At 60.4% G+C, this 18,109-nt stretch carries 16 protein-coding genes and 1 tRNA gene; 14 read left to right on the top strand and 3 right to left on the bottom strand.

Annotation, left to right across the window (positions count from 1 at the left end; genetic code table 11):
- Positions 1-2,475 (top strand): Hint domain-containing protein (locus tag VXL81_RS11705; RefSeq protein ID WP_416554354.1); only part of this gene is annotated, 2,475 nt, incomplete at its 5' end.
- A gap of 68 nt (positions 2,476-2,543) precedes the next feature.
- Here VXL81_RS11705 and VXL81_RS11700 read toward each other — a convergent pair.
- A complete protein-coding gene (locus tag VXL81_RS11700) occupies positions 2,544-3,425 on the bottom strand; it encodes a helix-turn-helix transcriptional regulator (RefSeq protein ID WP_416554352.1) in 882 nt (293 codons plus the stop codon).
- Between the two features lie 12 nt (positions 3,426-3,437).
- Here VXL81_RS11700 and VXL81_RS11695 point away from each other — a divergent pair, with 12 nt between their 5' ends.
- The 13 genes from VXL81_RS11695 (at position 3,438) to VXL81_RS11635 (ending at position 16,306) form a co-directional block, all read left to right on the top strand.
- Positions 3,438-5,420: a CocE/NonD family hydrolase gene (locus VXL81_RS11695; RefSeq protein ID WP_416554350.1), complete on the top strand. Its 1,983-nt coding sequence runs from the start codon at positions 3,438-3,440 to the stop codon at positions 5,418-5,420.
- Between the two features lie 22 nt (positions 5,421-5,442).
- Positions 5,443-7,005 carry an ABC transporter substrate-binding protein gene (locus VXL81_RS11690; protein ID WP_340544474.1) on the top strand — a complete coding sequence of 521 codons (1,563 nt, stop codon included), beginning with the start codon at positions 5,443-5,445 and terminating at the stop codon, positions 7,003-7,005.
- Positions 7,006-7,078: 73 nt separating this feature from the next.
- Positions 7,079-8,017 carry an ABC transporter permease gene (locus tag VXL81_RS11685; RefSeq protein WP_416536542.1) on the top strand — a complete coding sequence of 313 codons (939 nt, stop codon included), beginning with the start codon at positions 7,079-7,081 and terminating at the stop codon, positions 8,015-8,017.
- An 11-nt stretch (positions 8,018-8,028) separates the two neighbouring features.
- Positions 8,029-8,886 carry an ABC transporter permease gene (locus VXL81_RS11680; protein WP_340546277.1) on the top strand — a complete coding sequence of 286 codons (858 nt, stop codon included), beginning with the start codon at positions 8,029-8,031 and terminating at the stop codon, positions 8,884-8,886.
- Positions 8,883-9,866 carry an ABC transporter ATP-binding protein gene (locus VXL81_RS11675; RefSeq protein WP_340544472.1) on the top strand — a complete coding sequence of 328 codons (984 nt, stop codon included), beginning with the start codon at positions 8,883-8,885 and terminating at the stop codon, positions 9,864-9,866. The genes VXL81_RS11680 and VXL81_RS11675 overlap by 4 nt, the downstream gene beginning before the upstream one ends.
- Positions 9,863-10,786 carry an oligopeptide/dipeptide ABC transporter ATP-binding protein gene (locus VXL81_RS11670; protein ID WP_416554348.1) on the top strand — a complete coding sequence of 308 codons (924 nt, stop codon included), beginning with the start codon at positions 9,863-9,865 and terminating at the stop codon, positions 10,784-10,786. Before VXL81_RS11675 ends, VXL81_RS11670 begins: the two co-directional genes overlap by 4 nt.
- Before the next feature lie 10 nt (positions 10,787-10,796).
- A complete protein-coding gene (locus VXL81_RS11665) occupies positions 10,797-12,401 on the top strand; it encodes an amidohydrolase (RefSeq protein ID WP_416554346.1) in 1,605 nt (534 codons plus the stop codon).
- 262 nt (positions 12,402-12,663) lie between these two features.
- The gene (locus VXL81_RS11660; protein ID WP_416536539.1) at positions 12,664-13,170 is read left to right on the top strand and encodes a YciI family protein; all 507 of its coding nucleotides are present in this window, start codon (positions 12,664-12,666) and stop codon (positions 13,168-13,170) included.
- A 4-nt stretch (positions 13,171-13,174) separates the two neighbouring features.
- A complete protein-coding gene (locus tag VXL81_RS11655; protein WP_416554344.1) occupies positions 13,175-14,410 on the top strand; it encodes an RNA polymerase sigma factor in 1,236 nt (411 codons plus the stop codon).
- A 67-nt stretch (positions 14,411-14,477) separates the two neighbouring features.
- Positions 14,478-14,864 (top strand): VOC family protein, encoded by a 387-nt coding sequence (locus VXL81_RS11650; protein ID WP_340544466.1) that lies wholly within the window; start codon positions 14,478-14,480, stop codon positions 14,862-14,864.
- A gap of 12 nt (positions 14,865-14,876) precedes the next feature.
- The gene (locus tag VXL81_RS11645; protein ID WP_340544464.1) at positions 14,877-15,275 is read left to right on the top strand and encodes an MAPEG family protein; all 399 of its coding nucleotides are present in this window, start codon (positions 14,877-14,879) and stop codon (positions 15,273-15,275) included.
- Positions 15,275-15,619: a TfoX/Sxy family protein gene (locus VXL81_RS11640; protein WP_416554342.1), complete on the top strand. Its 345-nt coding sequence runs from the start codon at positions 15,275-15,277 to the stop codon at positions 15,617-15,619. The genes VXL81_RS11645 and VXL81_RS11640 overlap by 1 nt, the downstream gene beginning before the upstream one ends.
- A gap of 9 nt (positions 15,620-15,628) precedes the next feature.
- Entirely contained in the window at positions 15,629-16,306 is a 678-nt protein-coding gene (locus VXL81_RS11635; protein ID WP_416554340.1) for a DUF2461 domain-containing protein, read from the top strand.
- Positions 16,307-16,919: 613 nt separating this feature from the next.
- Here the strand turns inward: VXL81_RS11635 and VXL81_RS11630 are convergent.
- Together VXL81_RS11630 and VXL81_RS11625 are read right to left on the bottom strand one after the other, a co-directional pair.
- A tRNA-Ser gene (locus VXL81_RS11630) sits at positions 16,920-17,009 on the bottom strand.
- A gap of 177 nt (positions 17,010-17,186) precedes the next feature.
- On the bottom strand, positions 17,187-18,107 hold the full coding sequence (locus tag VXL81_RS11625) for a nucleoside hydrolase (protein ID WP_416545453.1): 921 nt from the start codon (positions 18,105-18,107) through the stop codon (positions 17,187-17,189).
- Between the last annotated feature and the right edge of the window lie 2 nt (positions 18,108-18,109).

Here is an 18,109-nt window from a genome sequence, read left to right as displayed (position 1 = left end):
GCCAATGACAGCCTGACAGGCGACGGCGCCAATAACCTGCTGGACGGCGGCGCGGGCGCGGACACGATTTCGGGCGGTACTGGCGCTGATAGCCTGTCAGGCGGGGACGATGCCGACACGTTTGTGGTCGAGGACGGCTTTGGCGCGGACACGATCATCGGCGGCGAAGGGGTCACCACCGGCACGGATTACGACACCATCGACCTCTCCGCCGTGACCAACCCGGTCACCGTGACCTTCACCGGCTCCGGCGCGGGCACGATCAGCGATGGGACAAGCACGCTCAGCTTCTCGCAGATCGAGCGGCTGATCCTGGGCGCCTCAGCCGATGTGGTGGATATTACCAGCGACACAGGCGGAATGGAGATTATCGCCGGGGCCGGCAATGACACCGTGACCGGCGGCTCCGGCAACGACACGATTGCGGGCGGCGACGGGGATGATCTGATCGACGGCGGTGATGGTGACGACTTCCTCACAACCGGCCTTGGCAACGATACCCTGATCGGTGGCTCCGGCAATGACACGTTGATGAACTCCGACGGCGATGACAGCCTGGTCGGTGGTGCGGGCAATGACAGCATCGTTGCCACCGGCGGCAATGACACGCTCGAAGGCAACGACGGCGACGATACGCTTGAAGGCGGTGCTGACAATGACAGGCTGGTCGGTGGCACTGGCGCCGACAGTATGTCGGGTGGCGACGATGCTGACACGTTTGTCATCGAGGACAACTTTGGCGCGGACACGATCATCGGCGGCGAAGGGGTCACCACCGGCACGGATTACGACACGCTTGATCTGTCGGCCGTCACCGTTCCGGTCACGGTAACCTTTACCGGTACCGGCGCGGGCACGATCAGCGACGGCACCAGCACGCTCACCTTCTCCGAAATCGAGCGCGTAATCCTGGGCGACTCAGCCGATGTGGTGGACGCCACCAACGACGCAGGCGGGATCGAGATTATCGCAGGCGGCGGCAACGACACCGTGACCGGCGGATCCGGGAACGATACAATCGACGGTGGCGATGGCGAGGATACCATCGACGGTGGCGCGGGCAATGACAGCCTTCATGGTGGACTCGGTGCCGACACTATCTCGGGTGGTGCCGGGGCGGACACGATTGACGGCGGCAACCAAAGCGATCTGATTCTGGGCGGTGACGGCAACGACGTGATCATCGACTCAGGCCTGAACCTATCGGATGACACAATAGACGGTGGCTTGGGCGATGACACCATCGACGGCGGTCTGGGCAAAGACAGCCTCACCGGCGGCGATGGAAACGATAGTATCGCCGGTGGTGATGGTCAGGATACCCTTCAAGGCGGAAATGGCGCGGATTCCCTCGACGGCGGCAACAATAATGACGTGATCGACGGCGGCGCGGGTGCCGATACAATCACCGGCGGCACCGGTGCCGACACGATTGAGGGTGGCACCGGGGACGACGTTATTGACCTTGGTGCCGATAGCGACAGGGATACCCTGGGAGTGTCCGATCTTGCCGGGTCGGATATCGTGACGAATTTCGACATGACCGACAGCGGCGATGGCACCACGGTAGACCAATTCGATGTCTCGAATCTGGTCGATGCAGATGGCAATCCGGTCAATGCCTGGGATGTTGTCGTCAGCGACACCAATGGCGACGGGACAGGTGATGCGGTGCTGACCTTTGTCAACGGCGAGTCGGTGACGCTGGTTGGCGTTCAGCGTTCGCAGGTGGACAACGCCCAGAAACTCAATTCGATGGGCATCCCGTGTTTCACGCCCGGTACGATGATCGCAACCCCAAGCGGTGAAACCAAGATAGAAACGCTGAAGCCCGGCGATCTGGTCACAACTCTTGAATACGGCCCGATGCCGATACGCTGGCTGGCCCTGTCGGAAGTCGCAGTTAAAACTGCGTCTCTACCGCAGAACCTCACGCCGGTCCGGATCAGGCCGGGCGTGCTGGGCAATGCACGTGCGCTGGTGGTGTCGCCGCAGCACTGCGTCCTGCTGACAGATCAGCTCACGAATGCGTCCTACTATGTGCGGGCTAAGCATCTGGCTGAAGAAACTGCATTGGCTTCTTTTGCGCGGGGTCGTCAGAGCGTCACGTATATCCATCTTATGCTCGACAAACATGCGACGCTGATCTCCAATGATATTCCGAGCGAAAGCTTCTATCCTGGGCCGATGGCTATGAAGATGATGTCGGCCGTAACTCGCCTGGAACTATACGCCCTACTCCCTGAATTGGATCAGATGCCTGTCGAACAAGCCTTCGGGGCGCGGGCCGCAACCGTTCTGTCACGCAATGAACTGCAAAAACTCAACGGGCGCCTTGGACTTCTTCAAGGCAGGCGGCTGGCGGGCACCCCACCCTATTGGACTCACAGCCACAGGGGGCGCGAAACTGGCAGCCCACTAAGGTTTCACCCGATAACCAACCGCAGTTTTTGTGTCGAAAACGTCGACAGGTGACAGCCGGTTAACGGCTCTCTGCCAGTTGGCCCTCACCCGGAAGAGACACGGTGAAATCGCAGTCCTATTCAGTCCTGCGCGTCCGCCAGCTGGTTGCGCACGATTACGTCGATCCTTGTGTCGTTGAAGCGAAAGATACCTGTTTGCTTCAGAGCATCCCGGACCGAGGTGCTTTCAGATAGCCGTTTCCAGACGGTCGGCGACGAGTATGGGGCCATACGCGGTTTGGTGGCGACGCCCATTGTCATCCCGTTCAGATATCTGACCTGTTGGCGATGCGCGGGAAACAGAATGGACTCCGACAAGAATCCATCCTCGCTGTTTGCGCTTTCCAACAGGTAGATGCGATTGCCCTTATAGGCTGCAAGCCCGGTATATTTCGTCCGTTGAACGATGCTTTGATCATCGCTCAAGGCACGTTCGAAGGTGTGCGAAACGATATAGCCGTCCTGTTCACGCAGCCAGATCAGCGTGCGCATGATCTTGCCTTCCCAGGTCGGCGTTGTGAAATGGCCGTGATAGAACCCCAGGTACCGACGCAGCGGACCGGCCTGGTTCTCGAAAATTCTGGACAGCACGCGCGCCGGGCTTTTGCGGGAGGGCGCCGTCAATCTGTTCATCCTGCCCAAGAAGGCCGGGTGATCCAGGTCGAGGTCCTGTTCGCTGATATTGAAATGCCGGGCGATGCGCCGAAGGTTGTGCGCCGAGGGCATTCCACCGCCATTGAGGTATCGATTGAATTGCTGACGGTTCAAGCCGATATCGCGGCAGACCTGCGCAATGCTGCCGTAGTCAGCGCAGAGGGATCGCAGGTTCCGCGAAAAGTTTTCCGACATGCGACAAGTCCTTCGCACATAGACGCATTGATGCTTACAAAAGCTTAAACCTGCGTACAGTCGCTTACTAGGTGGTTTTTGATTTTCGTTCCAATTTTCGCTTGTGAGTCGCAAACGGTGATCGGCGTGCAAAACGAAATCAAGACACTAGAGAATGAGTGGATCCCTCTTCCGGACGGGCGAAAACTGGCGGCACGGGTCTGGCTTCCCGCTCTGCCGGGGGCTGCGCCGGCGATCCTGGAGTATCTCCCCTATCGCAAGCGGGACGGAACCGCAGCGCGTGATGAAACCACACATCGGGTGTTTGCCGCCCATGGCTATGCCTGTGTGCGGGTCGACATTGCCGGGACCGGCGACAGCCAGGGCCGTTTTGACGATGAATATTCCGAACAGGAGCTCTGCGATGGCGAAGAGGTTCTGAAATGGATCGCAGGCCAGGACTGGTGTGATGGCAACGTCGGAATGATCGGGATCAGCTGGGGTGGCTTCAACGGCTTGCAGCTTGCGTATCGCCGACCGCCGGAATTGAAGGCGGTTGTCACCATGGCCTCGACGGCTGACCGCTATGCCGATGACATTCACTACATGGGCGGCTGCCTGCTCAGCGATAACGTCAATTGGGCAGCACAGATGTTTGCCTATCTGTCTCGCCCTGCTGACCCCGACCTGCGGCCCGACTGGCGCGATGACTGGATCGCGCGGATGGAGCTGCTGCCTGATCTTGCCGCCGACTGGCTGGCGCATCCCACACGCGATGAGTTCTGGAAACACGGATCGGTTTGCGAAGACTGGTCACGGATCGAGGTGCCGGTTCTGGCAATCACAGGCTGGGCGGACGCTTATGTCAACACGCCCCTTACCCTGGTTGAGAACCTGAGTTCGCCGACCAAGGCGCTGATCGGCCCCTGGGAGCACCGCTATCCGCATATCTCAAAGATCGAGGCCGCAGACGCCCATTCGGAGATCATCGGATGGTTCGACCGATGGCTGAAAGGCGAGTTGAACGGGGCTGAAACACTGCCTGCCTTGCGAACATTCGTGCAGGAACATGACAACCCGTCCGGCAAGAACCAGCCACGCAGGGGACGGTGGGTGTCAGAGGAAAGCTGGCCATCGAACACGATTCAGGAGCGCATTTATTTTCTCGGCGATGGTGCGCTGTGCCCAGCAGCCAAATCCGGGGAGGTCGATATTGCCAATCCTGCCAGCGTCGGGTCCGCCAGCGGCTATTTCTGCCCGGGGATGCGGATCGACAACGAGCTGCCGGGCGATCAGGTCGAGGACGACAGGCACTCCACCTGCTTTGACATTTCGCTGGACGCGCCGCTTGAGATCGTTGGGCGCCCGCGTCTGAAGCTGGCGTTTCGTGTTGATCAACCGGTTGCCCAGGTGGTGGCCCGGCTCTGTGATGTCGCGCCGGATGGCGTGTCGCAACGCATCACCTATCGGCCCTTCAACCTGACCCATCACAACAGCCACGAAACCCCGGACGCTTTGGGGCCGGGCGAACGCTACGAGGTTGAGTTCGAACTGAATGCCTGTGCCCATCGGCTGCGTGCGGGGCATCGCCTCCGTCTGGCGCTGTCGACATCCTACTGGCCGATCGTCTGGCCCTCGCCCAAACCTGTGACGATCACGCTGGACTGCGCGGGCAGCCAGTTGACACTGCCTCAGCGCCGCGTGGCTGGTGAACCGGAGCCTGCCAACCCCGGACCGCCAGACAAATTTCCGACATTGGCTGCGGATGTCCTGCGTGATCCGTCGAGCACGTCACGGCGTGGAACCGACGATGAAGGACGGACAACGCTCGACGCATTTGACGATTTCGGCATGTCGCGCGATCCCTATCACGGCCTTATCAGCGGCAGCCATGTAGCGACGCATTATTCCATCCATCCCGATGATCCCGCCAGCGCCAAGATGGTGGCCGACTGGCGGTTCGAGTTCCGCCGCGACGACTGGCAGGTTCGGATCGACACGCATTCGCGCATGTCCTGCGACGAGACGCATTTCTACCTGCACCGCAGTTTGCGGGCCACGGAAGGGCCCGATGAAACCGAAGTCCTGTCAAAAGAATGGTCGCGGACCATTCCGCGCGGGCTTCTCTGAACAACCCAACGGGGAGATCACAATGAAGATCGAATGGATGAAGGCACCAACAGGACGCCGAAACTTCCTAAAAGGCGCGACAGCGCTTGGTGCGGCCGCCGCAATGCCTATGGGCTGGGCGGGGACCGCTTTTGCCCAGGATGATGGCGTCCTGCGCGTCCGCGCCTATGGCGACGCTCCGAACATGGATCCCGCGCATAGTGTCGGCGTTGTGGAAGAGGAGATCCACGCCGCAATTTACAACAAGCTGATCCAGTACAAGCCCGGCTCCGAATGGGGCTGGCAACTTGATGCGGCGTCGATGATCGAACAGGTGGACCCGACCCATATCAAATTCGCCCTGCGCGATGACATCGGCTTTACCAACGGCCATGGCGCGATGACAGCCGAGGATGTCAAATTCAGCTTCGAACGGATCGTGGCCGAGGCCACCGAAAGCCCGAACAAGCCGGATATGGGACCGCTCAGCCATGTTGAGGTCACTGGCGAGCGCGAAGGCACCATTGTGCTGAACGAGCCCTTCGCGCCGCTCTGGTCTATTGCCTTGCCCTATATCACCGGCAACATCGTGTCCAAGGCCGCGGTTGAGGCCACTGGCGGGCGGATCGGCTCCGACCCGGTCGCCGAAAGCGGCCCCTATCTGCGCGCGAGCTGGAGCCCCAAGGAGAAGACAGTGTTGCAGCGAAACCCCAACTGGAAAGGGGACGCACCGGCCTGGGATACGATTGAAGTCTACCCGATCGACGATGAAAACACCGCCGAGATCGCATTCGAGGCAGGCGAGCTGGACCTGACCCGCGTCTCGCTAGGATCGGTCGCGCGCTACCGTGGTGGCGTTCCAAACGGCGGGACCCTCGTCGAAAACCCCTCGCTGTTCTATGTCTGGCTGGGGATGAATCTGGATCATCCGAAACTACAGAACCAGAAACTGCGGCAGGCGATCCAGCATGCCATCGACGTGCCGACAATCCTGGAGGCCTCCTATTTTGGCGCGGCGGACCCGTCGACAGGCATCATCGCACCGGGTCTGGCAGGAAACCGTGCTCAGGGTCTTGTGGCGCCGCAGGCCAACATTGAAAAGGCAATGGCACTGCTTGCGGAATCCGGCGAGACAAATGTTTCCCTCACGCTCGATATCCTGAACAAGACGACCTACACGACGATGGCTCAGGTCATTCAGGCGATGCTGGCGCAAATCGGGATCACGCTGGAAATCAACGTTCTGGAATCCGGTGCGTTCTGGGCGAGCGGCGAAAACGAAGATCTGCAACTGGTGCTGAACCGCTTCTCGATGGCGCCTGATCCCTCCTATGCAACGGCCTGGTTCACCACTGAACAGGCAGGCATCTGGAACTGGGAACGTTTCCGCAATGACGAATTCGACAAACTCCACGCCGCCGCATCTGCGGAAACCGACAATGCAGAACGCGCTGCAATGTATCAGCGAGCGCAGGACCTGATGGAAGAAAGCGGCGCCTATCGCTTTATCACCCATGAAGCAACGCCGGTCGTGCATTCCTCGCGTGTTGTTCCGGCCCTGCGCCCGGATGGGCTTTCGCTGCTCAGATACTTCGGCAAGGCGTAACCTCCCTACGTCTCTGCGTGTGGCTGCCCTCGGGCGGCCGCACGTGATTACCCCGCCCAGAAAGGCCCGATCGATGTTCAACTTTGCTCTGAGGCGGTTTGCGCTTGCGGCGCTGATCCTCTTTGTTGCGGTAACACTCATGTTCCTGATGATCCGTGCAGTCCCCGGCGATCCGGTGCAGATCATGCTTGGTCCGCGAGCGACCCCGGAGCTTCAGGCCCGGCTCACCGCCGAACTGGCGCTGGATCAGCCGATTTGGCGGCAACTGGTGATCTTTTACAGCAACATGATGCAGGGCGATCTGGGCACCGACGTGTTTTCGGGCCGCTCGGTCACCCAGATTGTCTTTCAACAGCTTCCCTTCACGCTTGAGCTGATCTTTGCGTCGATCCTCTGGTCTGCCGCCCTCGGCATCGGGCTTGGCGCCTATGCCGCGGCCCATCCCAACACCCTGATCGACCGAAGCGTCGCGGTGCTGTCGGTGAGTTTCGTCGCGGCCCCCGCATTTGTCGTTGCGCTTTTGTCGCTTTTGCTGTTTGCCGTGCAGCTCCAGTGGTTCCCGGCGATTGGTGTCGGTGACGGGTTCTGGGACCGGCTGGATCATCTGGTTTTGCCCGCGTTTGCAATCGGGCTGAGTTGGGTCGGGTATATCGCGCGGCTTGTACGTGCCTCGATGCTGGAAGTGCTTGGTGAACACCACATCCGGACCGCCCGCGCCTTTGGTCTCTCCGAGCGACGGATCGTCATGGTCTACGCCTTGCGGATCGCCGTTCTGCCGGTCGTCACCGTGATCGGCGTCGGGATGGGCTTTCTGCTCAGTGCTGCCGTTTTTGCCGAGATCGTCTTTGCCCGGCCCGGTCTGGGCAAATTGGTGATCGATAGCATCACCACCCGCAACTACCCGATCGTCATGGGCTCGGTGCTCATCTCAACGGGGCTGTTCGTTATCTCGACCGCCGTTGCGGACCTTGTCAACGCCTGGCTGGACCCGCGCGCGAGGACCTCGACATGACGGCCTCGACCATGGGTAAACCGCGCTCCGAACTCGGCATTATTCTCAAAGGCGTCGCCGGGAACCCGCTGGGCCTGATGGGGCTGATCATCGTCGGGGCCATCGTGTTCAGCGCCATCTTCGCGCCATGGATTGTGCCCTACGATCCGATTGCCATGAATATTCAGGACCGTATGCAAGGCCCATCGGCCAGCCATTGGCTGGGCACCGACCAGCTGGGCCGAGATACCTTCAGCCGCGTGATCATGGGCGGACAGGTGGCGCTGAAGGTCGCCTTGCCTGCGGTCTTTGGGGCCATGGTGATCGGTCTGACACTGGGAATGATCGCGGGCTACGGACCAAAATGGCTCGACAATCTGCTGATGCTTCTGTTTGACACCATCCGGTCATTCCCAACCGTGATGTTCGCGCTGGCCGTCGTCGCGCTGGTGGGTCCCAGCCTGCAAACTGTGGTTTTCGTGGTCATGGCGACCTCGATCCCGACCTATGGCCGTGTGGCGCGCACGCAGACGCTCACATTGCGCAACTCGGAGTTCATACTGGCCGAACGCTCCATGGGGGCCAGCATGGCCCGTATTCTGGGTGTCCATTTGCTGCCCAATATCATTGGCGTCCTGGCGGTTCTGGCTGCCATGGACATCCCCACGGTGATCGCGCTTGAGGCCGGTCTGTCGTTCCTCGGTCTCGGGGTAAAACCGCCGACACCCAGCTGGGGTGCATTGTTGAAAGATGGCTATGCCCTGATCCGGCAAACGCCGTGGCTGGTGGTCGGAGGCGGCCTGCCGATCATCATCGCAACGCTGGGCTTCACCTTCCTCGGCGAATCCCTGCGCGACGTGGTTGACCCGAAATTGAGAAAGAACCGATGACCGAAACCTTGTTGGAGATCGACCATCTCAGCGTCGACTATAAAACCGAACGCGGCGACCTGAAAGCCTTGCGCGATATCACCTTTGACGTCCGCAAAGGGGAAATCGTCGGGATCGTCGGCGAAAGCGGCTGCGGAAAGTCGACGCTGATCTCGTCGATCCTGCGGTTGACGGCACCGAACACGCGGTTCCGTGAGGGCGCGGTGCGGTTCAAGGGGCAGGACCTGTTGCAGGCCAACGAGCGTCAGATGCGCGCCCTGCGCGGCGACGATATCTCAATCGTCTTCCAGGACCCGATGCAGACCCACAACCCGGTGCTGACCGTCGGTCAGCAGATGGTCGATATCCAGCACCGGTCCTCCGCATCCAAGGCCGCAAAACGCGCAACCGCCGCGAAAATGCTGGGGGCTGTGGGCATTCCCGATCCCGACGCGCGGCTGAACCAGTTCCCGCATGAATTCTCCGGCGGGATGCGCCAGCGGATCGCCATTGCCATGGCGCTGATGTCCGAGCCTGACCTGCTGATCGCCGATGAACCCACAACGGCACTGGATGCCACGCTTGAAGTACAGATTATCGAACGCTTGCAGGAGCTTCAGCGCGAAATGAACTGCGCGATCCTATTCATCTCGCATCATCTGGGCGTGATTGCGGAACTCTGTGACAGGGTGGTGGTGATGTATGCGGGCGCAGTCGTCGAAAGCGGCGATGTGCGCGAGATCTTTCACAACCCGAAACATCCCTACACCCGCCGCCTGATCGAATGTGATCCGGGCCACATCAAGACCCGCGCCCGTGTCCTGCCGACCATTCCGGGCGAAGTTCCCGATCTGGCGAACCTGCCCGGCGGCTGCATTTTTCGCGACCGGTGCGATCAGGCAATCGCCCGCTGCGCGGCAGACGTGCCGCCACTTGAGCGACTGGGAGACGACGGTCATCTGGCTGCCTGTTGGCTGAACCATGAGGAGATGACGGCGTGAGCCTTCTGTCTGTTGATAACCTTCAAACCAGCTACGGTCAGGTCAATGTACTGGCTGGCGTCAGCTTTGACGTGGCCCCGGGCGAAACCTACGCGCTTGTCGGCGAAAGCGGATCGGGCAAGACAACCGTCATTCGAGCAATTGCCGGGCTGGCCCCGGCGCAGGCCGGTTCGGTCAAATTCGACGGCAGGGAAATCCGCGGCCTGCCCGAACGGCAGCTGCGCCCCCTGCGCAAGGACATCGCCATGATGTTTCAGGATCCGGTCGGAAGCCTGTCTCCGCGGCTGACCATCGGCAGTCTGATCACGGAACCCTACAGGATTCAGGGCATGAAGAGCCGCGATCAGCACGCCGAGGCGAAGCGCCTGCTGGAGATGGTCAACCTGCCTGCGCATTTTGCCGACCGCTATCCCTATCAATTGTCCGGCGGTCAGGCACGGCGTGTCGGGGTGGCCCGCGCACTGGCGCTGGAACCCAGGTTGATCCTGGCCGACGAACCGACAGCGGGATTGGACGTCTCCGTGCAGGGCGAGTTGCTGAACCTGCTCAATGAACTGCGCGAACGGCTGGGGCTGGCCATGGTGATCATCACCCATAACCTCAGCGTCGTGCGCCATGTGGCCGACCGTATGGGGGTCATGTATCTGGGGCGGCTGGTGGAAGAAGGCACCACCGAAGCAATATTCGAAAGCCCGCGCCATCCCTACACCCGCTGCCTTCTCAGCGCGAACCCGGAACCTGACCCTGACGCCCGGCTGGAACGCATCGCGCTGAAGGGCGAACCGCCGAGTTTGCTGAACCGGCCAAAGGGATGCGAGTTCCGCGAGCGCTGCCCCTTTGCCCAGGACATTTGCACCCAAACACCCAGATGGGAGGTGACCGCAGGCCACGGCCTGCGCTGCCTCGCGCCACTCTCGTAGCGAGCCCGCAATGACAGCCACGCTTTATTCCAACGGCATCATCTTGACGATGGACGCCGAAAACTCTCAGCCCGAGGCGGTGCTGACCGAAGGCGGATTGATCCGTGCCGTCGGCGACGAAACCGTCCTGCGCGCCCAGATGCCCGGCGGCACGCGGCTCCATGACCTGCAGGGCCAGACGCTTATCCCGGCCTTTATCGACCCGCATGGGCACTTTCCCGATCCGGGGTTCATTGCGCTTTTCCGTGTCGATCTTGCGTCACCGCCACGTGGCGACTGCATCGATATGGCAACGGCGCTGCACCGCCTGCGTGCCAAGGCAGCCGACACCCCAAAAGGCGAATGGGTCATGGGGGTTCTTTTTGACAACACCGCAATCGCCGAGGGTCGGATGCCGACCCGGGCTGAACTGGACGACGTGTCCACAGATCATCCCATCTGGGTGCTTCATGCCTCGGGCCACAATGGCGTCGCGAACTCCGCCGCCCTTGAAATGCGCGGCATCTCACGCGATACGCCGGACCCACTGGGCGGCCGCTATGGCCGCCGGGATGACGGCGCGCTGACAGGTCTCATCGAAGGCCTGTCCGCCATGGGCGAAATGGGCGATACCGATTTCCTGATCAATCGCGATAGATTCTGGCAGGGTTTCGCGGTCTGCCGCGACGATTACCTCGCCCATGGCGTGACCTATGCGCAGAACGCCTGGACCTCGCGGGTAATGCTGGAGCATTTTGCCTCGCTCGGGTCAGACAATGATCCCGGTATCGACCTGATGCTGCTGCCCATTGGAGAGCTTGAACCGGGGCTTTGGGACACTCTCGACTGGCCCGGCAATCGGCATTTCACCCTTGGCCCGCGCAAGCTATTTACCGATGGGGCATTCCAGCTTCAGACCGCCTATCTCTCTGCGCCCTATCACCGGCCAATTGACCCGAAACATTCCTGCGGGATGCCCTATGTGGCCGCTGAGGAACACCGCCGCGAAGTCAGGAAACTCCATGACCTCGGCCACCAGATCCATTGCCACTGCAACGGTGATGCCGGGGCCGACATGTTCATCGATGCCGTGGCCGCCGCCTTGGCCGACACCCCGCGCGCGGATCACCGCCACACGATCATTCACGGCCAGACCCTGCGCGACGACCAGCTTGGCCGTATGGCTGAGCTTGGCATCACGGTCAGCTTCTTCTCGGCCCATATCCATTTCTGGGGCGATCGCCATTACAGTACGTTTCTCGGCCCCGAGCGCGCCAGCCGCCTGTCCCCCGCCGCGTCGGCCGAGCGATTTGGGGTCCGCTACACCCTGCACAATGACGCCTCCGTAACGCCAACCAGGCCGCTGCATCTGGCCCATTGCGCCGTCAACCGCACCACATCAAGCGGGCGGGTGCTCGGGGAAAGCCAGAAAATCAGCGTCCTCTCGGCCCTGCGGGCACAAACGATAGACGCGGCCTGGCAGGTCTTCCAGGAAGATATTCGTGGATCAATAGAGCCGGGAAAATGCGCCGATCTTGCAGTTCTCTCAGGCAATCCGATTGCGGCCTCAGAGAACCTTCTGGATTTGAAAGTGACGGCGACAATTCGAGCGGGCAAAATGGTGTCGGGAGACTGACCCTCCGACGAGGTCTGTGTGACTGTGGTCGTGACGGGTTCATTTTTGATCGCTTCACAACCTATTCAGAGAGACCATAGCCGAGGACACAGATTGCAGCAGCTTTGCATTTGGCAATTACCCAATCTCGTATGCGTGTGCGCCCGCAACATGCCTCATCTCCATTGCGCTGTTGCATTGGGAGGGGATGCCACGCTCAAGCGTTGCAAAGAACCAATAGGACGCAGACCTGCTAGAATACCCGCCGCGCAAGCGCAGCGTCATGGGCGATTACAAGGGTTCGCGATCCAGCCGCGCGACCAGCAATCATCTTTTTTCAGAAATCCACGCAGGTATTGTCGGATTTGCATTGGCCCGCGCGTTCTTGCAGCATGTGATCAGTGCACTGGAGAAAACCATGATCTATGCAATTACAATCTACGGAGAAGCCGGGCTTTTTGAAACACTCCCCAAAGAACGGCAGGACGAAGTACTGGCCGGACATGGCGCGTTGCAGGAGGCGCTGAAGAAACGAGGGGAGTTCATCTCGATCAAGCTGATGCCGCCAACCTCGGCAGTGATGCTTGACCCTGCACCGGCGGTCGATCAGCCTCCGTTGATTGTGGATGGGCCCTATGCCGAGACCAAAGAGAGTTTCTTGGGATTTTACGCCGCCGACTTTGAAAACCTGGACGATGCTCTAACCCATGCCAAGATGATCTCATCCCCGGTGGTTCGGCTAGAAGTGCGGCCCGTGGCCTGGGCTGGAGGTGCGATTTCATCGGAATAGGCATGTGTCGGACTGGCTAGAAGCAACAATCACCAGACAGCGTCCGCAGGCGCTGGCCGCGCTGACCCGCTACTTCCGCGATATAGACATCGCGGAGGACGCCTTTGCAGAGGCCTGTCTCAAAGCCCTCAAGGTCTGGACGGACATCGGCGCACCCCGTGATCCTTTGGCCTGGCTGCTGGCCACCGCCCGCAACGCGGGGCTCGACACGCTGCGCAAGTCCCAGCGGCACCATGCCATCCTGGCGCGGCACTGTGCAGAGTTTCAACCCATGACAGAGGCACCCCCTGATCCCGATGAACTGCGCGATGACGTCCTGCGCCTGTTATTCATCTGTTGCCACCCGGAGCTGGAACGGCGCGATCAGATTGCCATCGCGCTGCGGATCGTCGCCGGGCTCAGCGTTGCGGAAATTGCACGCGGCTTCCTGATCAAACCGAAGGCCATGGAACAACGGATCACCCGCGCGAAGAAGAAAATCGCCAGTGGCACCGTCGCCTTTGAAACACCCAGCCCGCAGGAGCGGGGCGCGCGGCTGGGTGAGGTCTCGCTGATGGTCTACCTGATGTTCAACGAGGGCTGGTCGGCTTCTGGTGGTGAGACCCAGATCAAGCTCACAGTCTGCGAAGAGGCAATCCGCCTCGCTCGTCTGCTGGCAAACCTGTTCCCTGCCATGGGCGAGCAGGCGGCGCTTCTGTCGCTCCTGCTGTTTCAACATTCGCGGCGTGACGCGCGCATGGATGCTGATGGCCAGCTCGTCCCGTTGGAGGATCAGAACCGCAGCCGATGGGATCTCTCCCAAATCGCCGAGGCGACGGCGCTGCTACAAAAGGCCCAGAGGATCAATCATCGGGGGGGTTACATCATTCAGGCCGCGATTGCTGCGGTCCATGCCCGCGCGCCCTCCGCAGAAGAGACCGATTGGTCACTGATCGCTGCGCATTACGCCGCGCTCTATGCCCTGCAGCCTTCGCCCGTTGTGCGTCTCAACCTCATCGCAGCGGAGGCACGGATTGAAGGCCCTGCCTACGCGTTGGCCGCGTTGGAGCCGCTGGCTGACGATCTGTCGCAATACCGCTGGTTTCATGCCATGAGAGGCCGGCTGTTGCAGGACACCGGCAATCATCCAGCGGCCATCAAGGCGTTTGAAGCAGCGCTTTCACTCAACCCGACAGCACCGGAACGCGCCGCCGTTCAAGGAAAAATCGCGCTCAGCAAAAAAGAACTGCCCGACGTGTAGGGGTTGGGAGTGGTCATGCGTCCTTGGGTCAGACCTGCATTCGGGCAGGCAAACAGGGAGAAGACATATGAGCATTCTTGAGATGACAGCAATTGGAAACGCCGGCTGGATCGGGCACTCCGGGCCGGATCAGGAGAAGGCCAAAACCTTTTATCAGGAGGTGCTAGGCTGGACGATCAACAATATGCCGATGCAGGACGGGTCCAGCTACTCGGCGATTGCGGTGGGCGAAACGGCGATTGGCGGTTTTTCTCCCATGCCCGAGGAGAGCGGAAGTTGGACGATTTTCTTTACCGTTGCCGATGTGGACAGCTGCGTGGCCACCGCAAAGGCCAAAGGCGCAACCGTCCTGCAAGCCCCCATGGATATGCCCGGTGTCGGTCGCATGGCAACGCTCACAGATCCGCAGGGCGCCCGCTTTGCAGTGATCACCTATGCCCAGAACCCGGCCTAAGGACGCGCTCAGATGGAACAAACACCACAGATCGCGCTGGCCGTAACGGCGATTTTCGTCCTTCTCAGCATCCCGATGGCGATCTCGGTCGGGGTGCGCCGGGCCAAAACCGGCATCCTGCTGCTGCATGGTGACGATGATGTGCTGCTGCGTCGGATCCGGGCCCATGGCAACTTTGTCGAATATGTCCCGCTTGCGCTTCTGGCCCTCGCCGGTGCTGAAATCGCCGGAACCGCAGCTTGGCTGGTGGCCCTCTGCGGTGCCGTGCTCATCCTGGCGCGGCTCATCCACTACTTTGGCCTGCTTGCATCGGCGGATAGCAAAGGGCGCGCCGTCGGTGCCGCGCTGACAACCTTGGCGATGTTCATGCTCGCCATCGCCATCCTGTGGCAACTATTTGGGGCTGCCTGATGCCTTATGACGAAGGCCTTAGCCAACACATGCGCGGCGCACTCGCCGCGCATGTGGGGATCACTGAAAAGCGGATGATGGGCGGTGTGTGTTTTTTCCTGAACGGCAATATGCTTTGCGGTGCGCGACGGCACAAAGATGGTGTCGGGCGGTTTATGTTCCGTATCGGCAAGGAGAACGAAGCGGCCGCCCTTGAAGACCCGACCGCCCGCGTCGTCACCCACGGCAAGCGCAAGCTGGGTGGCTTCGTCCTGGTAGATGAGGCCGATTGCCCGGACCCCGCAATGAAGCGCTGGCTGCAGCAATGCCTGGAACATGCAGCAACCCTGCCCGCCAAAAAGTGAGGGACAATCATGAATACATTCGACAGCTACAGCCCCGATGCGCTGCAATTCCTGCGCGATCTGAAGGCGAACAACACCAAAGACTGGTTCACGGCACATAAAACGACATATGAACACTGCATCAAAGATCCCACCAAGGTCTTTGCGGCTCACATGGAGAGCGCACTTGGTGCGCTGACCGGTCAACCGCATAGCAGCAAGATCTTCCGTATCCATCGCGACGTCCGCTTCTCCAAGGTCAAGACGCCCTACAACGCTCATATCCACGTCGCCTTGAGACCAGAAAGAACAACAGCGCAGCCGCCCATGTGGTTCTTCGGTCTCTCGCCTGAGAAGCTGACGCTGGGCTGTGGCGTGTTTCAATACGACAACGAAGCACTCGCCAATTTCCGCAGGGCGATGGCGGGTCCTAAAGGGGCCGAGTTGATCGCATTGACGGACGAACTGCGTGCCTCAGGTATCCGCATCGGTGAGCCGGACCTGAAACGGGTCCCCAAAGGTTTTGATAAGGATCATCCGAACGAGGTTGCACTGCGACGCAAGGGGTTTGCCGCATGGATCGACATCACCGACACAGCCTTTGTCACGGAGCCAGATCTCGTCGAACGTACCACTGCGACGTTTCAAAAGCTCATCCCGGTATTTGACCTGCTTTCCGACATCGGTTCCCCTACCGGCCCCTGCTAAAGAATCCGCAGTATCATCGGCACGGTCGCAATATGACACTTGTGTGGGAATACAGGCGGTTGACGCGCGTCATTTGATAGGCCTGAAGCACCTCTAGATGACAGAGCCCGATAGACGGCGGCAGAGCGGAGGCCGATCTCAGCGTGGCGCGGTGACCATAACGAAGTTACTCGGCTTGCTTATCGCCGCAAAACCATATCGGGCGACCGGCCGCCAAGTCGCTTGGCGAAGGCCTCGGTGAACGACTATTTTCATCCATGGCCATGTGCTTACAGCCGAGGCGCGACCGGTAAGCGGATTGCTTCACGGACACAGAGAGGATTCCGGCGCGATTGCCGACGTTGTCCGCTTGGAGCATGGCGCCTTGAGCGAGATAGTGGCAGCCCGCCGCTCGATCCAAGACACAGGCTGATCCAGACCGTTTCGCGCGGCCCGCACCTGCGATACCGGCGCCCGACGCGAAAGCGAAGGTGGTCAAGAGGACCACATTCACGGCCCTCAGGGCAGAGCGATCCCCAATATGTGCGGCTCATCAGCCGGATGGAAATCCATCGTGAGCGCCCTATTCCACCCCAACATTAAGAGAAACAGAATACGACAATATTGAGGAAGATGGCGGAGACGATGGGATTCGAACCCACGAGACCCTTCCGGGCCTACTCCCTTAGCAGGGGAGCGCCTTCGACCACTCGGCCACGTCTCCGCTGACCCGTCTATCAGCGCAACCAAGCCAAGAACAAGGGCGAAATGCTGTTTTCGGCAAAAAAATTGCAGCCCTTGACCAGGGGGACAAAAACAGCAATCGCCCCGCCGCAGGCGTGCTGCAGCGGGGCGATGTGAGACGCTGTTCGGACGAAGGAAACCATCGTCGCGCACCGCTTCAGGGCAGGATGGCAAGCCGCTTCAGGAACAGAGTTTTCACCGCATCGGCGTCAACTGCCATGTAGACGTCGATCGGCTTGCGGTCGCTGTCTGTGGCGAGGCGGGTTTCGCCTGACGTTTCACCGTCGCAGGACACCTCCATTGCAACCGAGCGCGCCGTGAAAAACTCAGGATGCGTGCAGGCAATGACTGCGGCCGGATCATGAAGCGAGCAGCCGTCAAACTTGCCGACGGTTTCATAGAAATGCAGGTAGAAGACCGACATTTCCTGCAACATCCCACCCAGCTCCGGGGATTGCGCGGCAATGGCGGAGAAATCCTCGGCGGTGCACAGAATGCGATGCGTGACATCCAGACCGACCATCTCGACCTGCGCGCCGGAACCGAAGACGACGTCGGCCGCGTGGGGGTCATGATAGATGTTGGCTTCGGCGTGGGGGGTGATATTGCCGCCCTCTTCCAGCGAGCCACCCATGATCACGATCCGTTTCACATTTTTTGCAAACTCGGCGTCGCGCTGAATCGCATGGGCGATATTGGTCAGCGGACCAATCGGACAGATCACCAGCTCACCCTTGTGCTCGCGCGCCATGCGGATCAGGAAGTCAGCTGCATCCTCCTCCAGAGCCTGCCCTTTCGGCGTCTTGGCCGGAATGTCGCCAAACCCTTCGGCGCCATGCACATGGGCAGAGGGCGTAAAGGGCGGCAGCACCAGCGGGGTCTCGGCGCCATGGGCGACAGGCAGGTCCAGACCCGCAGCTTCCAGCAAACGCAACGCGTTACGGGTGGCCGTTTTGGTGGTCACATTGCCAAAGATTGTCGTCAGCCCGAGTAGCTCGATATCCGGGGCCGCGGCCGCGTAGAAAATCGCCATGGCATCGTCGATACCGGGATCCGTGTCGATGATCAGCTTTGTCATTT

The sequence above is a fragment of the Phaeobacter sp. JH204B genome (assembly GCF_048055755.1).
In the GTDB taxonomy this organism is placed as follows: Bacteria; Pseudomonadota; Alphaproteobacteria; order Rhodobacterales; family Rhodobacteraceae; genus Phaeobacter; species Phaeobacter bryozoorum.
Note: the sequence above shows the minus strand (reverse complement) of the source record. Positions and strands in the feature narration are given on the sequence as shown.